Below are 19,716 nucleotides of genomic sequence, written 5' to 3' on the forward strand. Positions count from 1 at the left end.
AATATGACGTCGCTACTGAATAAAGTAATTAATGCTTTAGAACAAATTGTTTTAGAAGTAACCGATACCACCACAGGCACTGTAAAATGGGTTGAAGGTGATGGCGAATGGGCGCATGACTTATTTCCAAAATCGGGTAACAAGCAAGAATTCACCATCAATGAAGAAACACCTTTCTTACTCGATTTTCTCTATGACGCCACATTACTATGGCAAGTACCAGAAAATGGCAGATTACGCTCAGGCTTGTGGACCGAAACGACGTTAAATAATAAAGAGTTACACTTAGAAGCTACCGCTATAAGGCAAGACCAACATAATCTGCTTATTATAACAAACCAACGAGAAGATTTTGATTTTCAACAAAAAACCAAACAAGTAGCACGTGAAGTTTTACTTTCATATGATCGCCTTTTTCTAAAAAACGAGTATTTGCATACTCGATTACTGTCTATTTTAAATCAGCCTACAGAACAAAGTCATATTTTAAAAACCCTTGCGAAGGTTATTGAAAACGCTGAGTTTGCGGTATTTATCGCCAGCAGTGACTTTAATACCAATATAGAAAATTCCGCGGCCTTAAGCCTTTTTGAAGAACAGAACTTACTCAGTTCAGAGCCGACAAGGCCAATAAACATAATTCTTAATTTGATGCAGAATCAATTACCAGAATATGAACGAATATTGGCAACCCACTCGAGTTGGGATGGTGAATTATGTTGGATTTCACCACCATCAACGCTCAAATGGTTAAAAGTTGCATTTTACCCCGTTATAAATAAGCTTCACGAAGTTGAAAACTGGATAATATTCGCCAACGATATCAGTACTATTAAGCACTTGGTACAGCGTAACGAAAAGCTTGCTATGCAAGATATGCTAACAGAGTTGCCTAACCGCTATGCTTTTTTGCAAACACTAGAAAAACACATTATTAGTGATAGTCCATTTTATTTACTTTATATCGATATTAATGAATTTAGACGCCACAACGAGTTTTATGGTCACGAAGAAGGCGACAAACTACTTGCTGAATTAAGTAAGCGTATTAATGCCGCCGTAAAGTCATCAGATTTTGTTGCCCGTGTAGGTGGAGACGAGTTTGCGATAATCCTTGCAAATATTGATAATCAATCGAGTTGCGAATCAGCCATTTCGCGTATTATTGACAGTGTAAATAAACCATTTCACACTAAAAAGCCCAATAGCTTTCATATCAGTATTAGCGTTGGTGCGGCTAATTATCCTAATGATGCTCGCAATGTTGATGAATTGATGAAGTTTGTCGACTTGAGTGCATACAATGGAAAGAAAAATAAAAAGAATACAATCCAGTTTTACTCTCAATCGATGAAAGATGCTTCACAGCACCTTATTATAATTGAGCAAGAGCTAAGACGAGCCATTAAAAACAATGAGTTTGAATTATATTTACAACCTATTATTGACATTAAAACCAATTGCATCAATAAAGCTGAAGCATTAATCCGTTGGAATCACCCTAAAAACGGCTTGGTTAGTCCTGATGATTTTATTCCAATCGCCGAAAGAAGCGGCTTGATCATTGCGATTGGAGAATGGGTAATTAATCGCACTTGTGAAATTTCAAAAGAACTTAGCAACCTAGGGTTCGATATTAAAATATCAATGAACCTATCCCCTTCTCAAGTTGCCGATAGTAATCTGTTTACCTATTTGAAAGCCAGTATTGAAGACAACCAAGTTGACCCTTGTTTATTAGAGTTAGAAGTGACTGAAGATGTATTGGTTGATGATTACTCTGTTGCAGAAAAGCTCTTAAGTAAAGCGAGACAGATGGGAATGAGTGTGTCGGTAGATGATTTTGGTACGGGTTACAGTTCACTTTCGTACTTGAAAAAATTACCATTAGACTATTTAAAAATCGACCGTTCATTTATTAAAGAAATTGTTGCCGATGATAACGACAAAGCCATAGTACGTGCTGTTATTGCGATGGCACATAACTTAAATTTATGTGTTACTGCTGAAGGTGTAGAAACACAAGAGCAATTAAGTTTTCTCGTTGATAATGCCTGTAACTCGGTGCAAGGCTATATGTTTAGTCGACCAATTAGTATAGTTCATTTTATAAAACTACTTAATGAACAACAATAAAATGTTCACTGAAAACAAAATCCCAAACTTAGATTAACGAACTAAGTTTGGGATTTTCATGTTTTATATAAACTTGATTAGATATATATTGTAAATATTACTTTCTAGCGACTAAATGAACTGTACTGGTTGAGCGCTCTAGAAAAGCCCCTTCACAATAAGCAAAATAATAAAGCCAAAGACGTTTAAACTTCTCATCATAACCAAAAGGTTTAAGCTCAGGCCAAGACTGTAAAAAAGCTTCTCGCCAATCTGCGAGCGTTCTTGCATAGTCTAAACCCATATCGTTAATCGACTCAGTCACTAAATCGGTATATTGCGTTAAGTTTTGTGTCAGTACGGTAACCGAGGGTAAAAAACCGCCAGGAAAAATATAACGCTGAATAAAGTCGACATTTTGTTTGTAATGTTCAAAACGCTGATCCGCAATAGTGATCGACTGTATTAACAGTTTACCGCCAGGTTTTAATCTTTCATTACATTGTTTAAAGAAACTCGGTAAGTATTCAAAACCAACGGCTTCTATCATTTCTATTGAAACTAATTTGTCGTATTCACCAGTTAAGTCTCTGTAATCTTTTTTTAACAAGGTTATCTTGTCATCAAGCCCAAGCTGTTCAATACGGTTTTTAGCATACTCATACTGTGCATCAGAAATAGTGGTTGTCGTTACTTTACAGCCATAATGTTGTGCGGCATAAATTGCTAAGCCGCCCCAGCCAGTACCTATTTCTAATAAGTGGTCATCTGCAGTTAATTCTAAACGCTGGCAAATAGTCGACATTTTGTGAACTTGTGCCTCTGCTAAGCTTGCTTCTTCATTAGGATAAATAGCTGATGAGTACATCATTTCAGGATCAAGAAACCGACTGTAAAGTTCATTACCTAAATCATAATGCGCAAGAATATTCTTTTTTGAACCCGCCTGACTATTACGATTACGTCGGTGAAGCAATGCATACTTGAGCTTCGTTAGCCAAGGGTTTTTCTTTTCAAGGCTATCAACCTCCTGCTGAGCGCGAGCAAATATACGGATAACCGTCGTTAAATTTGGGCTACTCCATTTTCCTGCAATAAAGGCTTCTGCCACACCAATAGAGCCACCTTTAACAAAATCTTTATATACGCTGCTGTCATGAATATTAATGCGACCAAGTAACGATTTGTTTTCAGCAAACTCAGGAAAAAGAAAACGCTCAGTATTATCAACTAACTCTATTTGACCATAGTTAATCTTTGCGAATGCTGAAAAAACCAAACTGCGACAACGTTTGTCTAGCCAATTTGCTTGTTTTTTTATTTTTAAACCTGACACTTGTTCCACCACTAACCCCCTGTTTTAGAATTTGTTTGTTTACTTTTCTGATAACCAATAAATGGTATACGTTTCAAGAATAACTTCAGGGCTTGCCAGTAAATACCTAATACAATTTTCAACGTCATTACCGGTATATTCAGCCAAAGTTGCCATAACGAAGTGCGTGTAAATGGCGCTTTAATTAAATTCATTGTTACATCAAATATTTTGCGTTCTTGCTTTAGTTTGCTATCTACTATGGCAACTGCATTACTATCAGCATTTACATGGTTTTCTATATGTACTAATAGTGTTGAACTATTTTCGCTTGGCGCTTTAAAGCGCCATTTGTAGCACATGTTTAAATCCATAAAAGGCGATACCTGAAAATCTTTATCCGTAGAATGCGACATTGCCTCTTCATTATTAATATCGCTGTTAACTAACGGTACTAAATAATAATGTCTTTCGTTCCAGGGTGTATTACTCACTTCAACCAATACTTGTGTGCAAGTATTATTAACGTCATAACAAAAGTAAAAATTGGCAGGACTAAAATAAATCCCCAAGCACCTAACCTGAACGAGCATACTAATGCGACTTATATCTTCAAAACCGGATAACATCGCTACTTTATTCTTTATACGGAGCTTAAGACTTTTAGGTTCACCTCTTAGGTAATCCTTTTGGTTAAACCTCAACAAGTTGTACCAGGAAAAGCCAAAAATTCCTGGCGGGGCTTGCTGAGCTTGCATTTCATCAACATCTAACGCCAGCATATAGAGTTTATAACTGAAACTATGCGACTTAGGTGTAAATCGTCTATGTCGAATTTGGCCACGATAAATGCGGCTATGTGTTGAAGGTTCAACCATTATTTTGTGATGGCCCACTTTGTTGTAAATAGCAGTCAAAACGTTGTGCAACATCTACTGCACTTCTAACACCGTCTTCATGAAAACCGCTATACCAATATGCGCCCGCAAAGTGAGTATGCTGTTGCCCACAAATAGCTAGACGCTGTTGTTGAGCATTTATTGAGTCCGTTGAAAATACCGGATGATGATAAATAAACTCACGTAAAATTTTGCTTGGTTCTATATCTTCACGTTGATTCAAGGTTACACAAAAAGTATGTGACGAGTTCAGTCCTTGTAATATATTCATATTATAAGTAACGCTGGCAGGTTTAGCTCTGTTGGCACTTAGCTGGTAATTCCAACTTGCCCACGCTTTTTTTCTTTTTGGTAATAAATTAATATCGGTATGCAAAACGACTGAGTTTTCACTGTAGGGAATAGCACCCAGTATTTCTTGCTCATGCTGACTGGCATCACCCAGCAATGCTAATGCTTGGTCTGAATGACACGCTATAACGACTTCATCAAAGGTTTGTACTTCACCATTAGCAAAACATAATTGGACTTGGTTATTTTCTCTTGTGATCTTTTTGATATCAGCATTAAGATGAATATTATCAACAAAGGGCTCACACAGCGGAGCTAAGTAACTTCTAGAGCCACCCGGCACAACATACCACTGAGGACGGTCAGCTATATTTAATAAACCATGATTATGAAAAAATTTCACAAAAAAATGAAATTGAAAATCTTGCATTTGTACCAAAGAGCTAGACCAAATAGCCGCTCCCATTGGCAAAATATAATGCTCAGCAAAATAATAACCGAAGTCGTTTTTTTGTAAAAACTCGCCTAATGTTGAACTTTTATCATAGTTTTTAGCTTGATAACTTTTCTTACACAGCTTATTAAACCTAAGAATTTCTTTTACTAGCCACCAAAACTTAGGATTAAATATATTGCGACGTTGAGCAAATAACGTATCTAGGTTATGACCATTGTATTCCATACCTGAATCAGAGTTATGCACAGAAAAACTCATTTCGGTTTCTTGTTTACCAACCCCTATTTCGTCCAGTAGTGCTAAATAGTTAGGATAGGTTTTATCGTTAAAAACAATAAAACCGGTATCAATTGCGTAGTGCTGCTCAGCCAACTCAACATCAACGGTTGCCGTATGCCCACCAATGATAGAAGACTTTTCAAAAATACTGACTTGATGCTTTTTCGAAAGCAAATAAGCTGCGGTTAAGCCCGAAACACCTGTTCCGATAATGGCAATACGCTTCATTATTTATCATTCCTTTTATTATTTTCATTTTTTAAAGCAATACTCTGCCAAATAAAATCAGGCAGCAGTGCAAATAATCTCATTATAAATGTCAGTCTTTTAGGAAATTGCAAATAAGATTTACGCGCATTAACCCCTTGGTAAATTCTGTTAGCTGCTTGCTCACTGGTCAGTAAAAACGGCATAGGAAAGTCATTTTTATCGGTTAATGGGGTTTTAATAAACCCTGGATGCACTAAAGTAACCGCTATATTTTCTGCTTTTAAATCTAAACGTAAGCTCTTTGCTAGATAGTCTATTCCAGCTTTAGATGCACCATAAGCTTCGGCCCGAGGAAAAGGTAATATAGTGGCACTAGAGCTGACAAAAACCACTTGTCCACCCACGGCTACTTTAGGTAGGAAGTTCTCTAGCATATAACCTAAAAACTGTAAGTTTGTGGCAATTACGCTAGCAAATAGAGCGCCGTCAAATGACTTAGCGTTGTCTATATAACGACAGTCACCAGCATTCAGCATTAAAATATCAATATGTTTTATTTCAGTAAGCTTATTCGCCGCATTACAAATTTGCTCGATATTAGTAATATCAAAAGCTAGTGGAATAACATCGCTATTTTGATCTGACAATTGTTTCAGTTTTTCTTCATTTCGCCCACAAGCAATAACTTGATAACCATTGGCTAAATAGCGCTGTAATAATGACTCGCCTATGCCCGACGTTGCACCTGTAATAAGAATTGTTTTTTGGTTAGCCATTAAGATACTGCCCTCTTTTTAAACCAGCGAATAATGCGTCCAAAAAAAGGTAATTGCTCATATAACATAGCGCCTAAATCTAAGTAATCTCGATGATAAATAACTTTGTCATCAAGGCCTTTTAGGTGAGAACTGCCTTGCACGCTTACCATGTTGCCTGAGTTTAATTTTGGATGTTGAAAGCGCATTTGCCAATAAATAGCCGCCTCAGAATCTTGCGCTATGACTTGTTCAATTACAAAATCACAATAACTCAGTTTTGTATAAAGTTGATTAAAGTAATCGTTTAATTGCTCAAAGCCCTTTAGATGGTGCATGGGATCTTTGAACACGATATCGCGATGATAGACGTCTGCTAACAAAGACAAGTTATCGGTAGATAACTTTTGGTAAATGTTAATAAATTTAACTAACCACAATGAATTTTGAACATGTTCACTTAACTCATCAACATCCATAACCTTTTTATTTAACATAAATACTCTTATTTTTCATAATATTCAAACTCTTAAAAACAAAAATATAAAGTTTTTACCGAGACTAAATACCCGCCATAACTAACTACCGATAAAATTCAAGTGCCGATAATCTCGCTTGCTTGTGTTCAACGATAGCTGGCCAATAGAGTGATAACTTTTGTTTAGCAATATATAGATGAGGAAAATGAATTTCTTTATCCGGTAATTGCGCCAGCTCTGGTATAAATTTACGTATAAACTCACCTTTTGGATCAAATCTTTCGCTTTGTCTGATCGGATTAAAGACACGAAAGTAAGGTTGAGCATCGCAGCCAGTACTTGCTGCCCATTGCCAACCGCCATTATTTGCCGCAAGATCACCGTCAATTAGCTGCTGCATAAAGTATTTTTCTCCCCAGCGCCAATCAATTAACAAGTGTTTAGTTAAGAAGCTTGCCACTACCATACGTAATCGATTATGCATCCAACCCGTTTGATTCAGCTGCCTCATCGCCGCATCGACTAACGGATAACCAGTTTTCCCTTCGCACCATTGTGTAAATAACGTTTGATTATTAGGCCAAACTACAGCGCGATATTTAGGGTTAAAGCACTCATGTTTGGACAGATCTTGTCGATGAAAAATTAAATTTCGATAGAACTCTCGCCAAATTAATTCATTTAACCAAGTAAATTCTTCACTGTCTGAGGCAACTAAAATATCAGGAAATCGCTGAGTAAATAATAAGAGTAAATAGCGTGGACTAATAGCACCTATGGCTAAATATGGTGATAAGCCAGACGTCGCTTTAATCGCAGGGAAATCACGTTTTTTACCGTAATTAGCTACTTTATATTCAAAAAATTCTGGAATAACCTGTTGTTCAACTTGATCAGCTAAAGGCCATAAATCTGAGGTGCCTGCACAATCTAATGGTGGTTTGAAGTTTAGTTTAGCTTCTTCAGCCTGCTTAGCTGAAATATTGGGGCTAGGTTTGCCTAAATAAGAAAAACCATGTTGCTTTACATAAGTTAGCCAAGCACGTTTATAAGGGGTAAACACCTTATACATTTCATTTGTTTTATTTAGCACTTGGCCTTTTTTTACAATAACGTCGCTTTCAAACATGTGTAATGGAATACCTTGCTCAACACAAGTTTCATCACGTTGCTTTTCATTAAACTCGATCTCTTGGTTAGCAACCACCTCACTAACATTATGCTGAGTACAGTATTGCTTTAAGTAGGTAATTTGCGCTGAAAAATCATCACAATGCACAACCTCTAAAGCAATATTTAACGACAATAGCTGCTCAGCAAGTGCATTAACATGCCGCTTGATAAAGTCAATTTTGATTGCTGACCAATCATGAGCCAACCATTGTTTTTCACTGACAAAAAAAATCGCCTTAGCCATTTCTGCATCATGATGTTGCTTGAGAAAATAATCTAAGGCTGGATTATCGTGAATTCTAATATCGTTGCGAAACCAAAGTAACAAGGACATTCCTTAATAATTAATTGGGTTTAATAACCGTATCTAAGTTTTAACGACTCAGGGTATGGGTTTAGATAAGCTTGTTGAGCTAAATAAGCATTAGGGTGCCCCAGTAAATAATGATTAATCAGGGTCAATGGCACCATTAACGGCATTAAGCCCTCGCGGTAAGCATCAATTTGTTGTGACAGTTCTTTACGTTGATCTTTATTAAGGTGCTTAGAAAAATAGCCTTGGATATGAGATAACGTATTCGCATGATTTTTACGTGTAGCAACACGCTTTAATGCCGTCATTAACCCAGTTATATATTGCTCGGCCATTGTCTCTACTGCAATATCAGCACTCGCTAGCAAACGCCCTAACTGCTTGTAAGCAACAAGATCATGACTCATTAGTGTGTATTTATACTGGGCATGAAAACTTGTAAGTTTATGCTTACTTACGCCTGACTCCTTTAATGCTAACCAGTGTCGGTAAGTGAACACACGAGCGACGAAGTTTTCTCTGAGAATAGGGTCGTTCAAACGTCCGTTTTCTTCACAAGGTAATATGGGGTTAGCTTTCATGATTTCTCGAGAAAACACACCAATACCTTGTCCTTGTAACGGGTCACCACTTGGCGAGTAAACTTTTACACGTTCCATGCCACAACTCGGGCTTTTGGCACAAAAAACATACCCACTGAGGTTTTTAGAAAGTGATGCTATTTTTTTTCCGTAGGCTTTTATTGCCTCAGTAACATCACCAGAACCGTCAGGTCTAGAAACTTTGATCACTTGTTCATCTTTGATCAAACGAATAGTAGGTCGAGGTATCGGCATACCAATAGCAACTTCTGGGCAATATGCTTTATACGTTACATGCTGACCCAGCTCTTTATTGCAAAAGTTAGACGGTTTGTTGCTGGCATCAAACCTAACTTTTTCACCAATTAAACATGCACTAATGCCGACAATAACATCTTCTTTGTCAAATTCTTTATACATAACAATCTCTACTAGTAAATAAATGCACCAATAGGGTTTAGTAATTTATTAATCCCTTGGGTAAAGTGTAGTGCATCATTGGCTACTGTATAGCAAAGACAACCATGTTCTGTTGCGGGTTGGTGCTGATGGCGTTTATCTAGCATGATAAAGTCACCTGCCACATACTCTCCTTGTTCATCAGCAAAAGTGCCGGCTAGCAATAGTGTTAGCTCGAAACCTTTATGCGTATGCTCGGGAATTGAACCACCAGGACCAATATGCAATAAATTAGTGTGAATTTCTCCTTCACCTAAATTTATGCGGGTGCGTGATAATTTACCAATTTGTGCTGTTCTTCCCAAATCCATATTGTGCAGCGTGTGTGGCAGCGAATACTGCATTCCTTTAAACGTAATTAAACGTTCGTCCGCAATAATTTTTGCAGGTGCTATATCATCAGTGGCTGTAATTTGACTAATAATGTCATCAAAATTCATTTCTGAAGTTTCAGACAAACTTTCATTACCCAAAATTGGAGCACTGTGGAATAGGTCTTGCTCAAAACTGGCTTCAGCAACTTGTTCTGTTAGGTGAGCAACCTTTTGTTGGCAGATTGGACACATGTCAGCATGTATTGCGATACCTGCCGCAAGTGAAGCGGGTAAGTCACCATCCACAAAACTTTTTAACAACGCAAATTTAGGGTGATGCTTAATCATGGTCTTCTCCTAATTTCAACTTCAGCTTGCCAAGTGCTAACCGAAGTCGAGACTTTATTGTGCCTAGTGGTAGATTTAAGTGAACAGCAAGCTGCTCTTGTGACATTTCCAAAAAGTAAAATCCTTTAACCACCTGTTGCTGGTTTTCGGGCAGCGTATCAATAATGCCTTTTAAATTACGACTTTGAATATGGTCACTGAATACTTCTTCCTCTGTATTTTCAGATTCTGCCAATGGCCATATATCATCACTGAGGTTGTCTTCTTTATTCGCTTTCATTTTACGTAACAAATCAAAAGTAACATTACGCATGATGGTATAAACCCAAGTGGTTGCCGCACCTTTGCTTTCATCAAATAGGTGTGCTTTTCTCCAGACATTCGTCATGGTGTCTTGCACAACTTCTGCTGCAAGTGCCTCACTATTTATTTTGCCTTGCGCTATGCGTTTTATTTTGGGTGCGAAAAAACTAAACACTTCAGTAAATGCTTGTTTATCTCTGTCATCAGCTATCGATTTAAGCCATTGACAAAGTTGGGGATGATCGATTTTATTAGTCATAAGACTAGATGTAGCATTTGCTTTATGACTTGGCAACTCTGAATGCAATAACTGCATGTTTCTTACCTATTATTTTACTTATATTGACTAATACGCAGACAAAACATGATTAGATCACATTAATATTTAAATACCTTCATCGGTTAAAATTATGCGCTGTAAAAGTTGCTTCGCTTGGTTATACGAATTTTGATTCGTGAATAACGTTTTTTCAGCGAGCTTTAAGGGGATAAGCTCCATCCAACGAGCAACTACCCAGTTACCCAATGAAAAGCACGGCTTCTGATATAATTCATCTAACTCTGTATTTTCACTAAAAAGTTTATTTAAAGAGGCTGATAGTTCACCTGTAGTTTTATCTAGACTGGTATCTGGCCAATGATTTTTAGGCGTTACATCACCATGATGAAGGTTAACTTTATCTTGGGTAATCGCTTGAATGTCCACAAGGCACTTGCAACGAACATCAATTAATAAAATACCATCTTCACCTTGATCAAAGTTTATTACTTCAACCCAGCTGCCTACTTTCATGGTATTAACTTTCTCACTGTTATCATGACTAAAAATAACAAAGCCTTGGTTTTTCATTGCTAGCGATACCATTTTTAAATAACGAGCTTCAAATATGCGTAGTCGTGTAATTCCTTGAGGCAATATAAATATCGGCAACGGAAAAATAGGTAAGTTAAGAGTAGGCATCGGCTTTTAGTAACTCATATATGTTATTAGATAGTGGTTATACGTAGATAAACCAAAAAACGATCAAAAAAAAAGCCTCATAAAGAGGCAAGGTGTTACACAGCGGGAGTAGAATGTATATATTGGTTATACGTAAAACATTTAAAATAAGATCATAAATAAATAGATATTTTTAATAAGCCTTTAGCAAGATTGTATTTTACTTTATTGATAACAAACTTATTAATAACAAAAGCGATATAAAAGCATCAAACACTTAGCTGACAATTTTTAATCGGTAACTGTTTATCAAAAAACAAGGTTATTTCGGCAACTGTGACACCCAGCTTTTTCATATTAGTTCGATTAAAAACTCGATATTCATCGATTTGATACATCCAATCATCAAGTGAGAGTTCAATAACATCGCCATCGATAGGCACCATTAAATTGTACTGCCACTGAAAAGCAAACCCCTTTTGCTGACCATTAGCTTCGCCAACTACATCTTCAGCTCGGCCCCGATATTTACCCTGTTCTAATTTTGTTAACTGCCAGTTTCGGTAGCTAACCTCTCCATCAGTAAAATAAAATACTTCTTTTAATATACCTTCGTTGCCCTGCCATTCGCCGTCAAGCTCAACACAAAAACGACGCGTAACTTTACTGCTGTAATCTTGCACCATTCCCCATGCAATCGACTTACCATTGAAGTATTCTTGTATATCTAGCTTAGGAGATGTTGTCTGGTAATCTTCTAATTGTGCTGTACAGCTGCTAAGGGCGAGTACTAAGCCAAAAACCGCCATAAAATTTACATATTGCTTCATACATTATCTCCGAGAAGTTTTAATCTTAATTTAGGCTCGCTGGTGTTTTCATCTATCCAAATACCCAAGAATGTTTTAGCAAAAGTTGAACTTTCAATTTCACCAATATGTTCGCGATTCAAATAAAATACAGTTTTGTTTTGCTGAGTTAGCATTGATAATCGATCGCCTTTCTTAATGTCTTGCCAGATACTTTCAAGTAAAGGCAAAAAAGCTGAATACTCACTTTCTTTAAGCGATAAATGTTGCCACTGAGAAACGGTATTATCTAATAAATCTTTTTTACTAATATCGCGTAAGTAATGAATTTCAAACAATAACTGCTGACATAAATGACTAAAAGGTCGTTGGCCATCAGCAGTTGATAGCGAGCTTTCGTAAATATCCCAAAATAGCACCGAAAATTTAGCCCTGCCCAATAAGGTAAAACGTTGTTCGGTAATATCCTCTGTTAAGCTATTAGGCTTAACCCATTGCCGTTCAACCGCTTCGCAGTTTTTATCTGTGAGACTAGGCTTTGTTTTTGCCACTAACTCTGTAGTGTAATCAGCAGCAACGTGAAATGAACATAAGTAAATAAGTGCTACCAGCACCGGTAAAATTTTAGTGCTAAACAGCATGGGTTTCTTCATTTAATACAAGTATCCAACGACTTAGTGCAAAAAACATCAACATTAATGGTGCCCATATACAAGCGAGTAATACATAACTACCCCCTAACGATGGCACCAAATAAACCACAGACAATTTAGCACCGGCAAGGTAACTTAGTGGCGCAAATATTGCGCCGGTGAAAAATTGTAATAACTTCGATTTTTCAAGAAACGCCAAGCTATGTCGAATGGTACCCGCGAAAACAATCCAAAGTGTGATTAGCCATAATGGAATACCGTTAGTCTCTGGAAAAATAAAAACACCCAAATAAACTAAAGCATAATCTAACCAAATACCTGTGGTGGCTACCAAACAGATTAACAGCAGTTCATTTTTAGTACTTTGAAAAGCCCAAAGTTGCACGATGAACAAAACCGCGGCAACAGGAATAAATAAATCGCCAATAAAAACTAGGCCAAACCAAGCAATATTGAACCCGACCAAATTCCACAAGGGAGATTTTATTCTCATTATAGTACCTAGCATTCTTTTACGATTGTATTGGTTCATACGTAATAAAATGAAAATCGGATTAGTTTAAGCACTAATTTATGATCTAAGTGCAAGAAATCGTCGTATGTAAGAGGAGTAAGTCATTAAAATGCGGTACAACTTATAATGTATATAAAACAATACTTAGGATATTTAGGGCTAATACCTTTTATACTCACATTCGCTTTCGGCAATTATATTGAAAAATTTTTAAGCATACCTGCGGAAAAGGTTTTTATATTTTACAGTGCAATTATACTGAGTTTTATTGCTGGTACCCTATGGCGTAAAGACACTGACAAGGTCAGTATTCAACTGCAGGTTTTAAGCAATCTCTTTAGTTTACTCGCTTTTCTGACACTATTTTTACCCAGTTATATCGCACTGGTGGCCTTATCAAAAATTTATCTATTGTCTTTACTTTGCGAATACCATTTTGATCATGCCGCCCCAGAAAATTATAACTATTTACAAATGCGCATGCACCTTACGGCCTTAGTCGTTACTATGCACATTATAGCTTTTGTAATTTGGTGTATTTAATGACTAGATTTTACTACACAGGTAAGTTGAATTTAACAATGAGTATTTAGCTAACTAGGTCTAAAAATAAGTAGTTAAAATCTAATGGCTTAAAGAGTAAGGTTGGGATTAAAATCAGATTTAAATAATCTTAATCTCCATTCAAAATAGGTATTATTGCCAACCAAAGCGCCAAAGTTTAGGTTCTTTTAAATCACGCCAATTAATCGCGTATTCATTATGGTTAATCACCGCCGTTATTATGCATTCAACAACATTCTTGTGTTCATCAAACTCGACCTGCGTAATCACAAAATGCTTTTCTCGGTTTTCAACACTGAGCTTAGTCCACTTACTATTTATCAGTACTTTAGGATTAACTCTGTTCATACTGCTGATACCAATAATTTGTTAACTTTAGTTAAAAAAGCGTCCATGGTTTCTTGTTCTTGAAAGTCAAAAGTATAACGACCGTGAAATAATAGGGTCAATGTCAAATCTTTATAACCTAAAAAGCAGGTGTAACCATCAAAATCATGCCATGCTTTAATGCCTTCAAATTCATAGTTACCCTCAACTTTACTTCCTTGAGTCGTTACTATATTGAACACCTGTAATAAATCGCTCAAGGCAACATTATTATTTTTCATCATTAGCATAATATCCTTTGTCTATAGCGGGCACTGCTAGGTAGCCCACACATTTCATCGTAAGCACAGTTTAATTCAAGCATCGCAGAAAAAATATCATTACGTCTTAAATAGGCTTTAGCTTCAACTATTGTAGCAACAACTTGTACTGATTTTTGTTTAAGCCCTGAAAAGTTATTGTTTGAGTCGACAACACCGACGAGGTAATGATTAGTATCGCCCACAGCGATAATCAAGGGTTGTAAAAAAGTAGTTGATGTTGAACTTGATTGCACGCTAAACCTCCTGATTTATGTCCGCATTAATTATCTCTTTTAGTTAGTAATGTTATACGTTTCTATTAACAATTAAGTTCAATATTAGCGGCATTAATAGCGTATTTTATTTTGAATAAAGAAGTATGCAGATTTAATGAAGTGGAAGGTTTTATCTACTGAAGTAATTTATATAGGACAGTGTATTCATAAACAAGTATCCCCTAAAGCGGGTAGCTTTGAATGCCTACCTTATAATGATTAGGTAAGCATTCAAAACCAAACAGCTTAAATTTATAAGCTGTTTGGCTAGCAATAACCATCACAGTTACTGGTAAGCACCTTGTGAATAAGTTAATTCATAGCTGTGACTATAAATTTCAAGAATATTACCAAACGGGTCTTCCATGTATATCATACGGTAAGGCTTTTCACCTGGGTAATAATAACGCGGCGCGGCCATACGCTTTTTACCACCAGCAGCAACAATTTTTTCTACTAACTCTTCAAGATTTGGATCTTGTACACAAAAGTGAAATACACCTGTTTTCCAGTATTCAAAATTGTTATCTGGATTTTGCTGGTTTTTAAACTCAAATAACTCAACACCGATACGATCACCTGTCGACATATGGGCAATTTTAAATTTATCCCAATTGGCGCCAAATACATCGGTACACATAACACCTATGGCACTGTCGTCTTCAACAACTTCTGTTGGTTCCATAATTAAATACCAACCTAAAACCTCAGTATAAAACTTAACCGCCTTTTCTACACTCGGCACTGAAATTCCTATGTGTGAAAATGTTCTTGGATATGCTTTGCTCATGTGAATAACCTCTTTTAATTTGATAGACAAAGTATAGTGAACATTATAAATTATAAGAAATTATCATTAATTATGATTATAAGTACATTTCGTTATGATAAATCTTGTTTGGTTAAAAACTTTTTGCACATTAGTTGAAGTAGGCCACTTCACTAAAACCGCTGACATGCTTTTTATGACCCAGTCTGGAGTAAGCCAACAAGTAAAAAAATTAGAACAGCAACTCAGTACACCTTTACTGATCCGCGAAGGTAAATCTTTCTCACTCACAGACGCGGGCACTAAATTAAATCAACAAGGTCAAAATTTATTACAGCGCTCAGCTGAACTAGAAAAATCAATAAAATATGATGACCAATATACTGGCACTGTCACGATTGCTTCACCCGGTAGTATTGGTTTAAAGCTTTACCCTTATATGCTCGATATTCAACAACAGCACCCCAAATTAGCGATAGATTACAAATTTGCGCCAAATAAAAATATAGCGCAAGATTTAGTTGAACGTAAGATTGATATTGGCTTGGTTACGGAACTGTGCAAGGCTGAGAATATTGTTAGCCAAGAAGTTACCGTGGAGCCTTTAGTGTTAGTGACTGCACATAATGTCAGCAACATCGAGTGGAGGAAGCTAACCAAAATTGGCTTTATAAATCATCCCGACGGTCAACATCATGCACAACTTTTACTGAGTAAAAACCACTCACAATTTGAACATATAAATCAACTTGAACATCGCGGTTTTTCTAACCAAATAAGCTTAATTTTAGAGCCAGTGAGTCGAGGGATTGGTTTTACCGTATTACCTTTACATGCTGTAAATGCTTTTAGTAATCAAAAAGCACTAAAAGTGCATAAATTAGAGCACTCGGTGAATGAAACTCTGTATTTATGTCAAAACCGCCACACGCTGGAAAATAATCGCAGTAAGTTTATTAAAAGAAAAATTATTGATTTTATTGGCTTAATATAAGTTTTGGTATAAGTATTAATACCATATTTTACAGTCAGAATAAAAAACCTCCCGCGTGACCTCTTAAACCATACTATTCTTAATTAAGTACAAAAATCAGTTGCACCAATATGGATCAATTAATTTGATTGGTGCATTTTTATACCTTTAATTTTTTTACATCAAAACTACAACATTAAAAATAAACCTTAAATTACAAGGCATTAATTCAAATACACACCCACTAGAGATAGTGGCATAAGAGTTGAAGGTATCATGTTATTAATATTTAGCCACAGTGAAAATTATGCTTACTACTTTTATTAAACAACACAAATTACCTGAAAAATTTAGACTGACAGCGAAAGACTATTTCCAACCTCTCGCCGAGCGAATTTTCAGCCAGTTTTCAAAAAGTAGTCGACCATACTTTGTAGGCATTAATGGTTGCCAAGGTAGCGGTAAATCAACACTTACCGATTACATTGGTGAGTACCTTACAAAAACGCACAAGTTAAATATCGTTGTAATGTCATTAGATGATTTTTATTTTACGGGTGAAAAACGTCAAGAACTTTCCCGTGATATTCATCCCTTACTAGCCACACGAGGTGTTCCTGGCACACATGACATGGCAATGCTCGAAAACACACTCATCAAATTAAAAGCAAAAGAAACCGGTTTTACTATCCCAAGGTTTAACAAAGCAACTGATGAACCCTACCCTCAAGAACAATGGCAAGTTATTGAAAAACCGATAGACATTATATTATTAGAAGGTTGGTGCTGGGGTGTAAAACCACAAACAGCCGAGCAATTAATTTCTCCGGTTAATGAGCTTGAACTTAAACACGATAAAAATGGCGCTTGGCGTAATTATGTTAACCAACAACTTCAACAGTACTATCAACCTTTATATGCACAGATGGATTTTTGGTTAGCCTTGCAAGCTCCTTCATTTGACTGTGTTTATAAGTGGCGCTTAGAGCAGGAAGAAAAATTAAAAGCTAACAATCAAGGTTTGTCTAATTCAAAAATAATGCAGTCTGATGGCATTTTAAATTTCACTCAATATTTTCAGCGCCTTAGCGTGCAGGCTTGTAACACTATTTCTCAATCAGCCGACGCTATTTTTTATTTAGATTACGCTAGAAACATTACAAGCGTACCCGTTACGGACGACGAATGATTAATAAAAAACCAATTATATTTAGTGATTTAGATGGCACGCTACTTGACCACTATAGCTATAAATCAACCGCTGCTGATCCAACACTGCAAAAATTGCAGCGAGCAAATATACCCGTAATTCTCAATACCAGTAAAACACTGGCTGAACTTGAAGTTATCAAGGTTGAACTTAAACTTAATACGCCATTTATTATCGAAAATGGTGCTGCTGTATACATTCCAAAAAGCACCTTCGCCACACAACCCGAAGACACTAAAGTAGAGGGTAATTATTGGGTGAAATCATTCTGTTTACCCAGAAAGCATTGGTTAGATTTACTCAATGAACATTGTGGTGGATTTAGTCAATATTATCGCGGATTTTCAATGTTATCAGTGGCAGAGTTGAGCCAAATAACGGGCTTAGACTTAACACAAGCTGAACGGGCAAAAGAGCGTCAGTATGGAGAACCTATTCAATGGCTAGGAGACGAGGTAACCAAAAAAGCCTTTATCGTACATTTAGTTGAATTAGGTGCCAATGTTGTTCATGGCGGAAGGTTTATTCATGTGGGAGACTTTTGTGACAAAGGCCAAGCACTCATTTGGTTGACCGAGCAATACCGAGAACATTATAGCAACTGTTCGGTATACACCATTGCTTTAGGTGACGGTGAAAATGACACCCCCATGTTAGACGCTGCAGATATTGCGGTACAGATACGCTCCCCGGTTCATGACTTCCCCCCCTTGTATCGGGAATATAAAACTAGTCAGACACAATTATATGGCCCAGAAGGTTGGGCAGAATCGATACAGCAGTTGCTCGCTGAGCAAATATTAGCGACCTAACGCCTAGCAGCAAAACCAAGTTCACCAAGCAATTAAATTAGAGGTATATCATGGCTGACTTTTATCAAAATGGAACGGTAACCACATTACATAATTTAGCTCAACGCGACCCAGAAAACATGGCAGCTGAGTTATTAGAATTCTCAAAAAAACGTTCTTTGGGGCTTATTCTTCCCTCTTTATTTTCCGAGTTAGAAGGGAAAGCATTACCAGACATTATCAGTAAAATTAAAGACGTAAAATACCTGTCTGAAATCGTTATTGGTTTAGACCGTGCAGATTTAGCGCAATACAAACACGCCTTGTCGTTTTTTGGGCAATTGCCTCAACACCATCGAGTATTATGGAATGATGGACCAAGACTACAAGCAATAGATGCAAAACTACAAAAGCTGGGTTTAGCGCCGAAAGAGCTCGGTAAAGGACGTAATGTTTGGTATTGCATGGGATATATTTTAGCGTCAGGTAAGGCTGAATCAATTGCGCTGCACGACTGTGATATTTTAACTTACGAAAAAGAATTACTCGACCGACTGCTTTATCCGGTTGCTAATCCGTTATTTAATTATGAGTTTTCCAAAGGGTTTTATGCTCGAGTAGCTGGTGGAAAAATCAATGGTAGAGTGTCTCGCCTACTGGTGACACCACTGATAAAAGCATTGAAAAAAACCGTCGGTCATTGTGACTACCTCGAATACATGGACAGCTTTTTATATCCACTTGCTGGCGAGTTTTCATTTCGCCGAGATGTCTTAAGTGACATACGCATTCCAAGTGATTGGGGATTAGAGATAGGCGTTTTATCTGAAATGTATCGTAACTACTCGCCAAATCGCCTTTGCCAAGTCGATATAGCAGCCACCTACGACCATAAACATCAGGACTTATCTTTAGATAGCACCGCCGGCGGCTTATCAAAAATGTCGATAGATATTAGCAAAGCCTTTATTCGTAAACTTGCCACGCAAGGCGAAACCTTTAGTGCTGAAAAGTTTAGAACCTTAAAAGCAACGTATTATCGTATCGCGTTAGATTATGTTGAAACTTATAGAAATGATGCAATGATGAACGGCCTTGAGCTTGATATTCACAGTGAAGAAAAAGCGGTAGAAATGTTCGCAGAAAATATTTTAACCGCCGGAAACACTTTTTTAGAAAATCCAATGGAAACACCTTTCATACCTTCTTGGAACCGTGTTGTGAGTGCTATTCCTGATATTTTATCGCAGTTAAAAGAAGCCGTAGAGTTAGATAATAAAGAATTTAGTCAAACATAA

Annotated in this window: 23 protein-coding genes; 6 read left to right on the forward strand and 17 right to left on the reverse strand. The window is 36.8% G+C overall.

What is annotated here, in order from left to right; all coding sequences use genetic code 11:
* Positions 1-3: 3 nt before the first annotated feature.
* Complete coding sequence (locus tag H4J50_RS06855; RefSeq protein ID WP_182255302.1) at positions 4-2,136, forward strand: bifunctional diguanylate cyclase/phosphodiesterase; 2,133 nt, start codon at positions 4-6, stop codon at positions 2,134-2,136.
* Between the two features lie 97 nt (positions 2,137-2,233).
* On the opposite strand, the gene H4J50_RS06860 is transcribed toward H4J50_RS06855, so the two are convergent.
* The 13 genes from H4J50_RS06860 to H4J50_RS06920 all read right to left on the reverse strand — a co-directional run bounded on the left by H4J50_RS06860 (position 2,234) and on the right by H4J50_RS06920 (position 13,186).
* Positions 2,234-3,460, reverse strand: coding sequence for a cyclopropane-fatty-acyl-phospholipid synthase family protein (locus tag H4J50_RS06860; protein ID WP_182255304.1), 1,227 nt, complete (start codon positions 3,458-3,460; stop codon positions 2,234-2,236).
* A 2-nt stretch (positions 3,461-3,462) separates the two neighbouring features.
* Positions 3,463-4,308 (reverse strand): DUF1365 domain-containing protein, encoded by an 846-nt coding sequence (locus tag H4J50_RS06865; protein WP_182255305.1) that lies wholly within the window; start codon positions 4,306-4,308, stop codon positions 3,463-3,465.
* Positions 4,301-5,584: an NAD(P)/FAD-dependent oxidoreductase gene (locus H4J50_RS06870; protein WP_182255306.1), complete on the reverse strand. Its 1,284-nt coding sequence runs from the start codon at positions 5,582-5,584 to the stop codon at positions 4,301-4,303. The genes H4J50_RS06865 and H4J50_RS06870 overlap by 8 nt, the downstream gene beginning before the upstream one ends.
* Positions 5,584-6,342, reverse strand: coding sequence for an SDR family NAD(P)-dependent oxidoreductase (locus tag H4J50_RS06875; RefSeq protein WP_182255307.1), 759 nt, complete (start codon positions 6,340-6,342; stop codon positions 5,584-5,586). Before H4J50_RS06875 ends, H4J50_RS06870 begins: the two co-directional genes overlap by 1 nt.
* Positions 6,342-6,818 carry a nuclear transport factor 2 family protein gene (locus H4J50_RS06880; protein WP_239059069.1) on the reverse strand — a complete coding sequence of 159 codons (477 nt, stop codon included), beginning with the start codon at positions 6,816-6,818 and terminating at the stop codon, positions 6,342-6,344. The genes H4J50_RS06875 and H4J50_RS06880 overlap by 1 nt, the downstream gene beginning before the upstream one ends.
* 85 nt (positions 6,819-6,903) lie before the next feature.
* Entirely contained in the window at positions 6,904-8,307 is a 1,404-nt protein-coding gene (gene phrB, locus H4J50_RS06885) for a deoxyribodipyrimidine photo-lyase (protein WP_182255308.1), read from the reverse strand.
* A 20-nt stretch (positions 8,308-8,327) separates the two neighbouring features.
* Positions 8,328-9,287 carry a DUF523 and DUF1722 domain-containing protein gene (locus tag H4J50_RS06890; RefSeq protein WP_108454786.1) on the reverse strand — a complete coding sequence of 320 codons (960 nt, stop codon included), beginning with the start codon at positions 9,285-9,287 and terminating at the stop codon, positions 8,328-8,330.
* A gap of 11 nt (positions 9,288-9,298) precedes the next feature.
* Positions 9,299-9,988 carry a ChrR family anti-sigma-E factor gene (locus H4J50_RS06895; RefSeq protein ID WP_182255309.1) on the reverse strand — a complete coding sequence of 230 codons (690 nt, stop codon included), beginning with the start codon at positions 9,986-9,988 and terminating at the stop codon, positions 9,299-9,301.
* On the reverse strand, positions 9,981-10,607 hold the full coding sequence (locus tag H4J50_RS06900) for a sigma-70 family RNA polymerase sigma factor (protein WP_108454784.1): 627 nt from the start codon (positions 10,605-10,607) through the stop codon (positions 9,981-9,983). The genes H4J50_RS06895 and H4J50_RS06900 overlap by 8 nt, the downstream gene beginning before the upstream one ends.
* A gap of 69 nt (positions 10,608-10,676) precedes the next feature.
* Positions 10,677-11,252: an LON peptidase substrate-binding domain-containing protein gene (locus H4J50_RS06905; protein WP_182255310.1), complete on the reverse strand. Its 576-nt coding sequence runs from the start codon at positions 11,250-11,252 to the stop codon at positions 10,677-10,679.
* A gap of 248 nt (positions 11,253-11,500) precedes the next feature.
* The gene (locus tag H4J50_RS06910; RefSeq protein WP_182255312.1) at positions 11,501-12,061 is read right to left on the reverse strand and encodes a DUF3833 domain-containing protein; all 561 of its coding nucleotides are present in this window, start codon (positions 12,059-12,061) and stop codon (positions 11,501-11,503) included.
* On the reverse strand, positions 12,058-12,681 hold the full coding sequence (locus H4J50_RS06915) for a chalcone isomerase family protein (RefSeq protein ID WP_182255313.1): 624 nt from the start codon (positions 12,679-12,681) through the stop codon (positions 12,058-12,060). Before H4J50_RS06915 ends, H4J50_RS06910 begins: the two co-directional genes overlap by 4 nt.
* Positions 12,671-13,186: a DUF2878 domain-containing protein gene (locus H4J50_RS06920; protein ID WP_182255314.1), complete on the reverse strand. Its 516-nt coding sequence runs from the start codon at positions 13,184-13,186 to the stop codon at positions 12,671-12,673. Before H4J50_RS06920 ends, H4J50_RS06915 begins: the two co-directional genes overlap by 11 nt.
* Before the next feature lie 147 nt (positions 13,187-13,333).
* Between H4J50_RS06920 and H4J50_RS06925 the strand changes: the two genes are divergently transcribed.
* Complete coding sequence (locus H4J50_RS06925; RefSeq protein WP_108454779.1) at positions 13,334-13,750, forward strand: DUF3429 domain-containing protein; 417 nt, start codon at positions 13,334-13,336, stop codon at positions 13,748-13,750.
* Positions 13,751-13,903: 153 nt separating this feature from the next.
* Here H4J50_RS06925 and H4J50_RS06930 read toward each other — a convergent pair whose 3' ends face one another.
* The 4 genes from H4J50_RS06930 to H4J50_RS06945 all read right to left on the reverse strand — a co-directional run bounded on the left by H4J50_RS06930 (position 13,904) and on the right by H4J50_RS06945 (position 15,465).
* The gene (locus tag H4J50_RS06930; protein WP_108454778.1) at positions 13,904-14,119 is read right to left on the reverse strand and encodes a TIGR02450 family Trp-rich protein; all 216 of its coding nucleotides are present in this window, start codon (positions 14,117-14,119) and stop codon (positions 13,904-13,906) included.
* Complete coding sequence (locus tag H4J50_RS06935) at positions 14,116-14,382, reverse strand: DUF3081 family protein (RefSeq protein ID WP_239059068.1); 267 nt, start codon at positions 14,380-14,382, stop codon at positions 14,116-14,118. The genes H4J50_RS06930 and H4J50_RS06935 overlap by 4 nt, the downstream gene beginning before the upstream one ends.
* On the reverse strand, positions 14,382-14,654 hold the full coding sequence (locus tag H4J50_RS06940) for a DUF6482 family protein (RefSeq protein WP_108454777.1): 273 nt from the start codon (positions 14,652-14,654) through the stop codon (positions 14,382-14,384). The genes H4J50_RS06935 and H4J50_RS06940 overlap by 1 nt, the downstream gene beginning before the upstream one ends.
* 307 nt (positions 14,655-14,961) lie before the next feature.
* Positions 14,962-15,465, reverse strand: a complete 504-nt coding sequence (locus H4J50_RS06945) for a lactoylglutathione lyase family protein (protein WP_108454776.1) — start codon at positions 15,463-15,465, stop codon at positions 14,962-14,964.
* A gap of 94 nt (positions 15,466-15,559) precedes the next feature.
* Between H4J50_RS06945 and H4J50_RS06950 the strand changes: the two genes are divergently transcribed.
* From H4J50_RS06950 to H4J50_RS06965, 4 genes are all read left to right on the forward strand, one after another.
* The gene (locus H4J50_RS06950; RefSeq protein ID WP_182255315.1) at positions 15,560-16,438 is read left to right on the forward strand and encodes a LysR family transcriptional regulator; all 879 of its coding nucleotides are present in this window, start codon (positions 15,560-15,562) and stop codon (positions 16,436-16,438) included.
* Positions 16,439-16,724: 286 nt separating this feature from the next.
* Positions 16,725-17,606: a kinase gene (locus H4J50_RS06955; protein ID WP_108454774.1), complete on the forward strand. Its 882-nt coding sequence runs from the start codon at positions 16,725-16,727 to the stop codon at positions 17,604-17,606.
* Positions 17,603-18,439 (forward strand): mannosyl-3-phosphoglycerate phosphatase, encoded by an 837-nt coding sequence (locus H4J50_RS06960; RefSeq protein WP_182255316.1) that lies wholly within the window; start codon positions 17,603-17,605, stop codon positions 18,437-18,439. Before H4J50_RS06955 ends, H4J50_RS06960 begins: the two co-directional genes overlap by 4 nt.
* 50 nt (positions 18,440-18,489) lie before the next feature.
* Positions 18,490-19,716, forward strand: coding sequence for a glycosyl transferase (locus tag H4J50_RS06965; protein WP_108454773.1), 1,227 nt, complete (start codon positions 18,490-18,492; stop codon positions 19,714-19,716).

The sequence above is a fragment of the Colwellia sp. 6M3 genome, assembly GCF_014077595.1.
Classification (GTDB): Bacteria; Pseudomonadota; Gammaproteobacteria; order Enterobacterales; family Alteromonadaceae; genus Cognaticolwellia.

Bases quoted from the DNA above. Each gene is read 5' to 3' on its own strand.
- H4J50_RS06855 (WP_182255302.1), top strand. From the start codon at position 4: ATGACGTCGCTACTGAATAAAGTAATTAATGCTTTAGAACAAATTGTT.
- H4J50_RS06865 (WP_182255305.1), bottom strand. From the start codon at position 4,308: ATGGTTGAACCTTCAACACATAGCCGCATTTATCGTGGCCAAATTCGA.
- H4J50_RS06870 (WP_182255306.1), bottom strand. From the start codon at position 5,584: ATGAAGCGTATTGCCATTATCGGAACAGGTGTTTCGGGCTTAACCGCA.
- H4J50_RS06875 (WP_182255307.1), bottom strand. From the start codon at position 6,342: ATGGCTAACCAAAAAACAATTCTTATTACAGGTGCAACGTCGGGCATA.
- H4J50_RS06880 (WP_239059069.1), bottom strand. From the start codon at position 6,818: ATGTTAAATAAAAAGGTTATGGATGTTGATGAGTTAAGTGAACATGTT.
- phrB (WP_182255308.1), bottom strand. From the start codon at position 8,307: ATGTCCTTGTTACTTTGGTTTCGCAACGATATTAGAATTCACGATAAT.
- H4J50_RS06890 (WP_108454786.1), bottom strand. From the start codon at position 9,287: ATGTATAAAGAATTTGACAAAGAAGATGTTATTGTCGGCATTAGTGCA.
- H4J50_RS06895 (WP_182255309.1), bottom strand. From the start codon at position 9,988: ATGATTAAGCATCACCCTAAATTTGCGTTGTTAAAAAGTTTTGTGGAT.
- H4J50_RS06900 (WP_108454784.1), bottom strand. From the start codon at position 10,607: ATGCAGTTATTGCATTCAGAGTTGCCAAGTCATAAAGCAAATGCTACA.
- H4J50_RS06905 (WP_182255310.1), bottom strand. From the start codon at position 11,252: ATGCCTACTCTTAACTTACCTATTTTTCCGTTGCCGATATTTATATTG.
- H4J50_RS06910 (WP_182255312.1), bottom strand. From the start codon at position 12,061: ATGAAGCAATATGTAAATTTTATGGCGGTTTTTGGCTTAGTACTCGCC.
- H4J50_RS06915 (WP_182255313.1), bottom strand. From the start codon at position 12,681: ATGCTGTTTAGCACTAAAATTTTACCGGTGCTGGTAGCACTTATTTAC.
- H4J50_RS06920 (WP_182255314.1), bottom strand. From the start codon at position 13,186: ATGAGAATAAAATCTCCCTTGTGGAATTTGGTCGGGTTCAATATTGCT.
- H4J50_RS06925 (WP_108454779.1), top strand. From the start codon at position 13,334: ATGTATATAAAACAATACTTAGGATATTTAGGGCTAATACCTTTTATA.
- H4J50_RS06930 (WP_108454778.1), bottom strand. From the start codon at position 14,119: ATGAACAGAGTTAATCCTAAAGTACTGATAAATAGTAAGTGGACTAAG.
- H4J50_RS06935 (WP_239059068.1), bottom strand. From the start codon at position 14,382: ATGATGAAAAATAATAATGTTGCCTTGAGCGATTTATTACAGGTGTTC.
- H4J50_RS06945 (WP_108454776.1), bottom strand. From the start codon at position 15,465: ATGAGCAAAGCATATCCAAGAACATTTTCACACATAGGAATTTCAGTG.
- H4J50_RS06950 (WP_182255315.1), top strand. From the start codon at position 15,560: ATGATAAATCTTGTTTGGTTAAAAACTTTTTGCACATTAGTTGAAGTA.
- H4J50_RS06955 (WP_108454774.1), top strand. From the start codon at position 16,725: ATGCTTACTACTTTTATTAAACAACACAAATTACCTGAAAAATTTAGA.
- H4J50_RS06960 (WP_182255316.1), top strand. From the start codon at position 17,603: ATGATTAATAAAAAACCAATTATATTTAGTGATTTAGATGGCACGCTA.
- H4J50_RS06965 (WP_108454773.1), top strand. From the start codon at position 18,490: ATGGCTGACTTTTATCAAAATGGAACGGTAACCACATTACATAATTTA.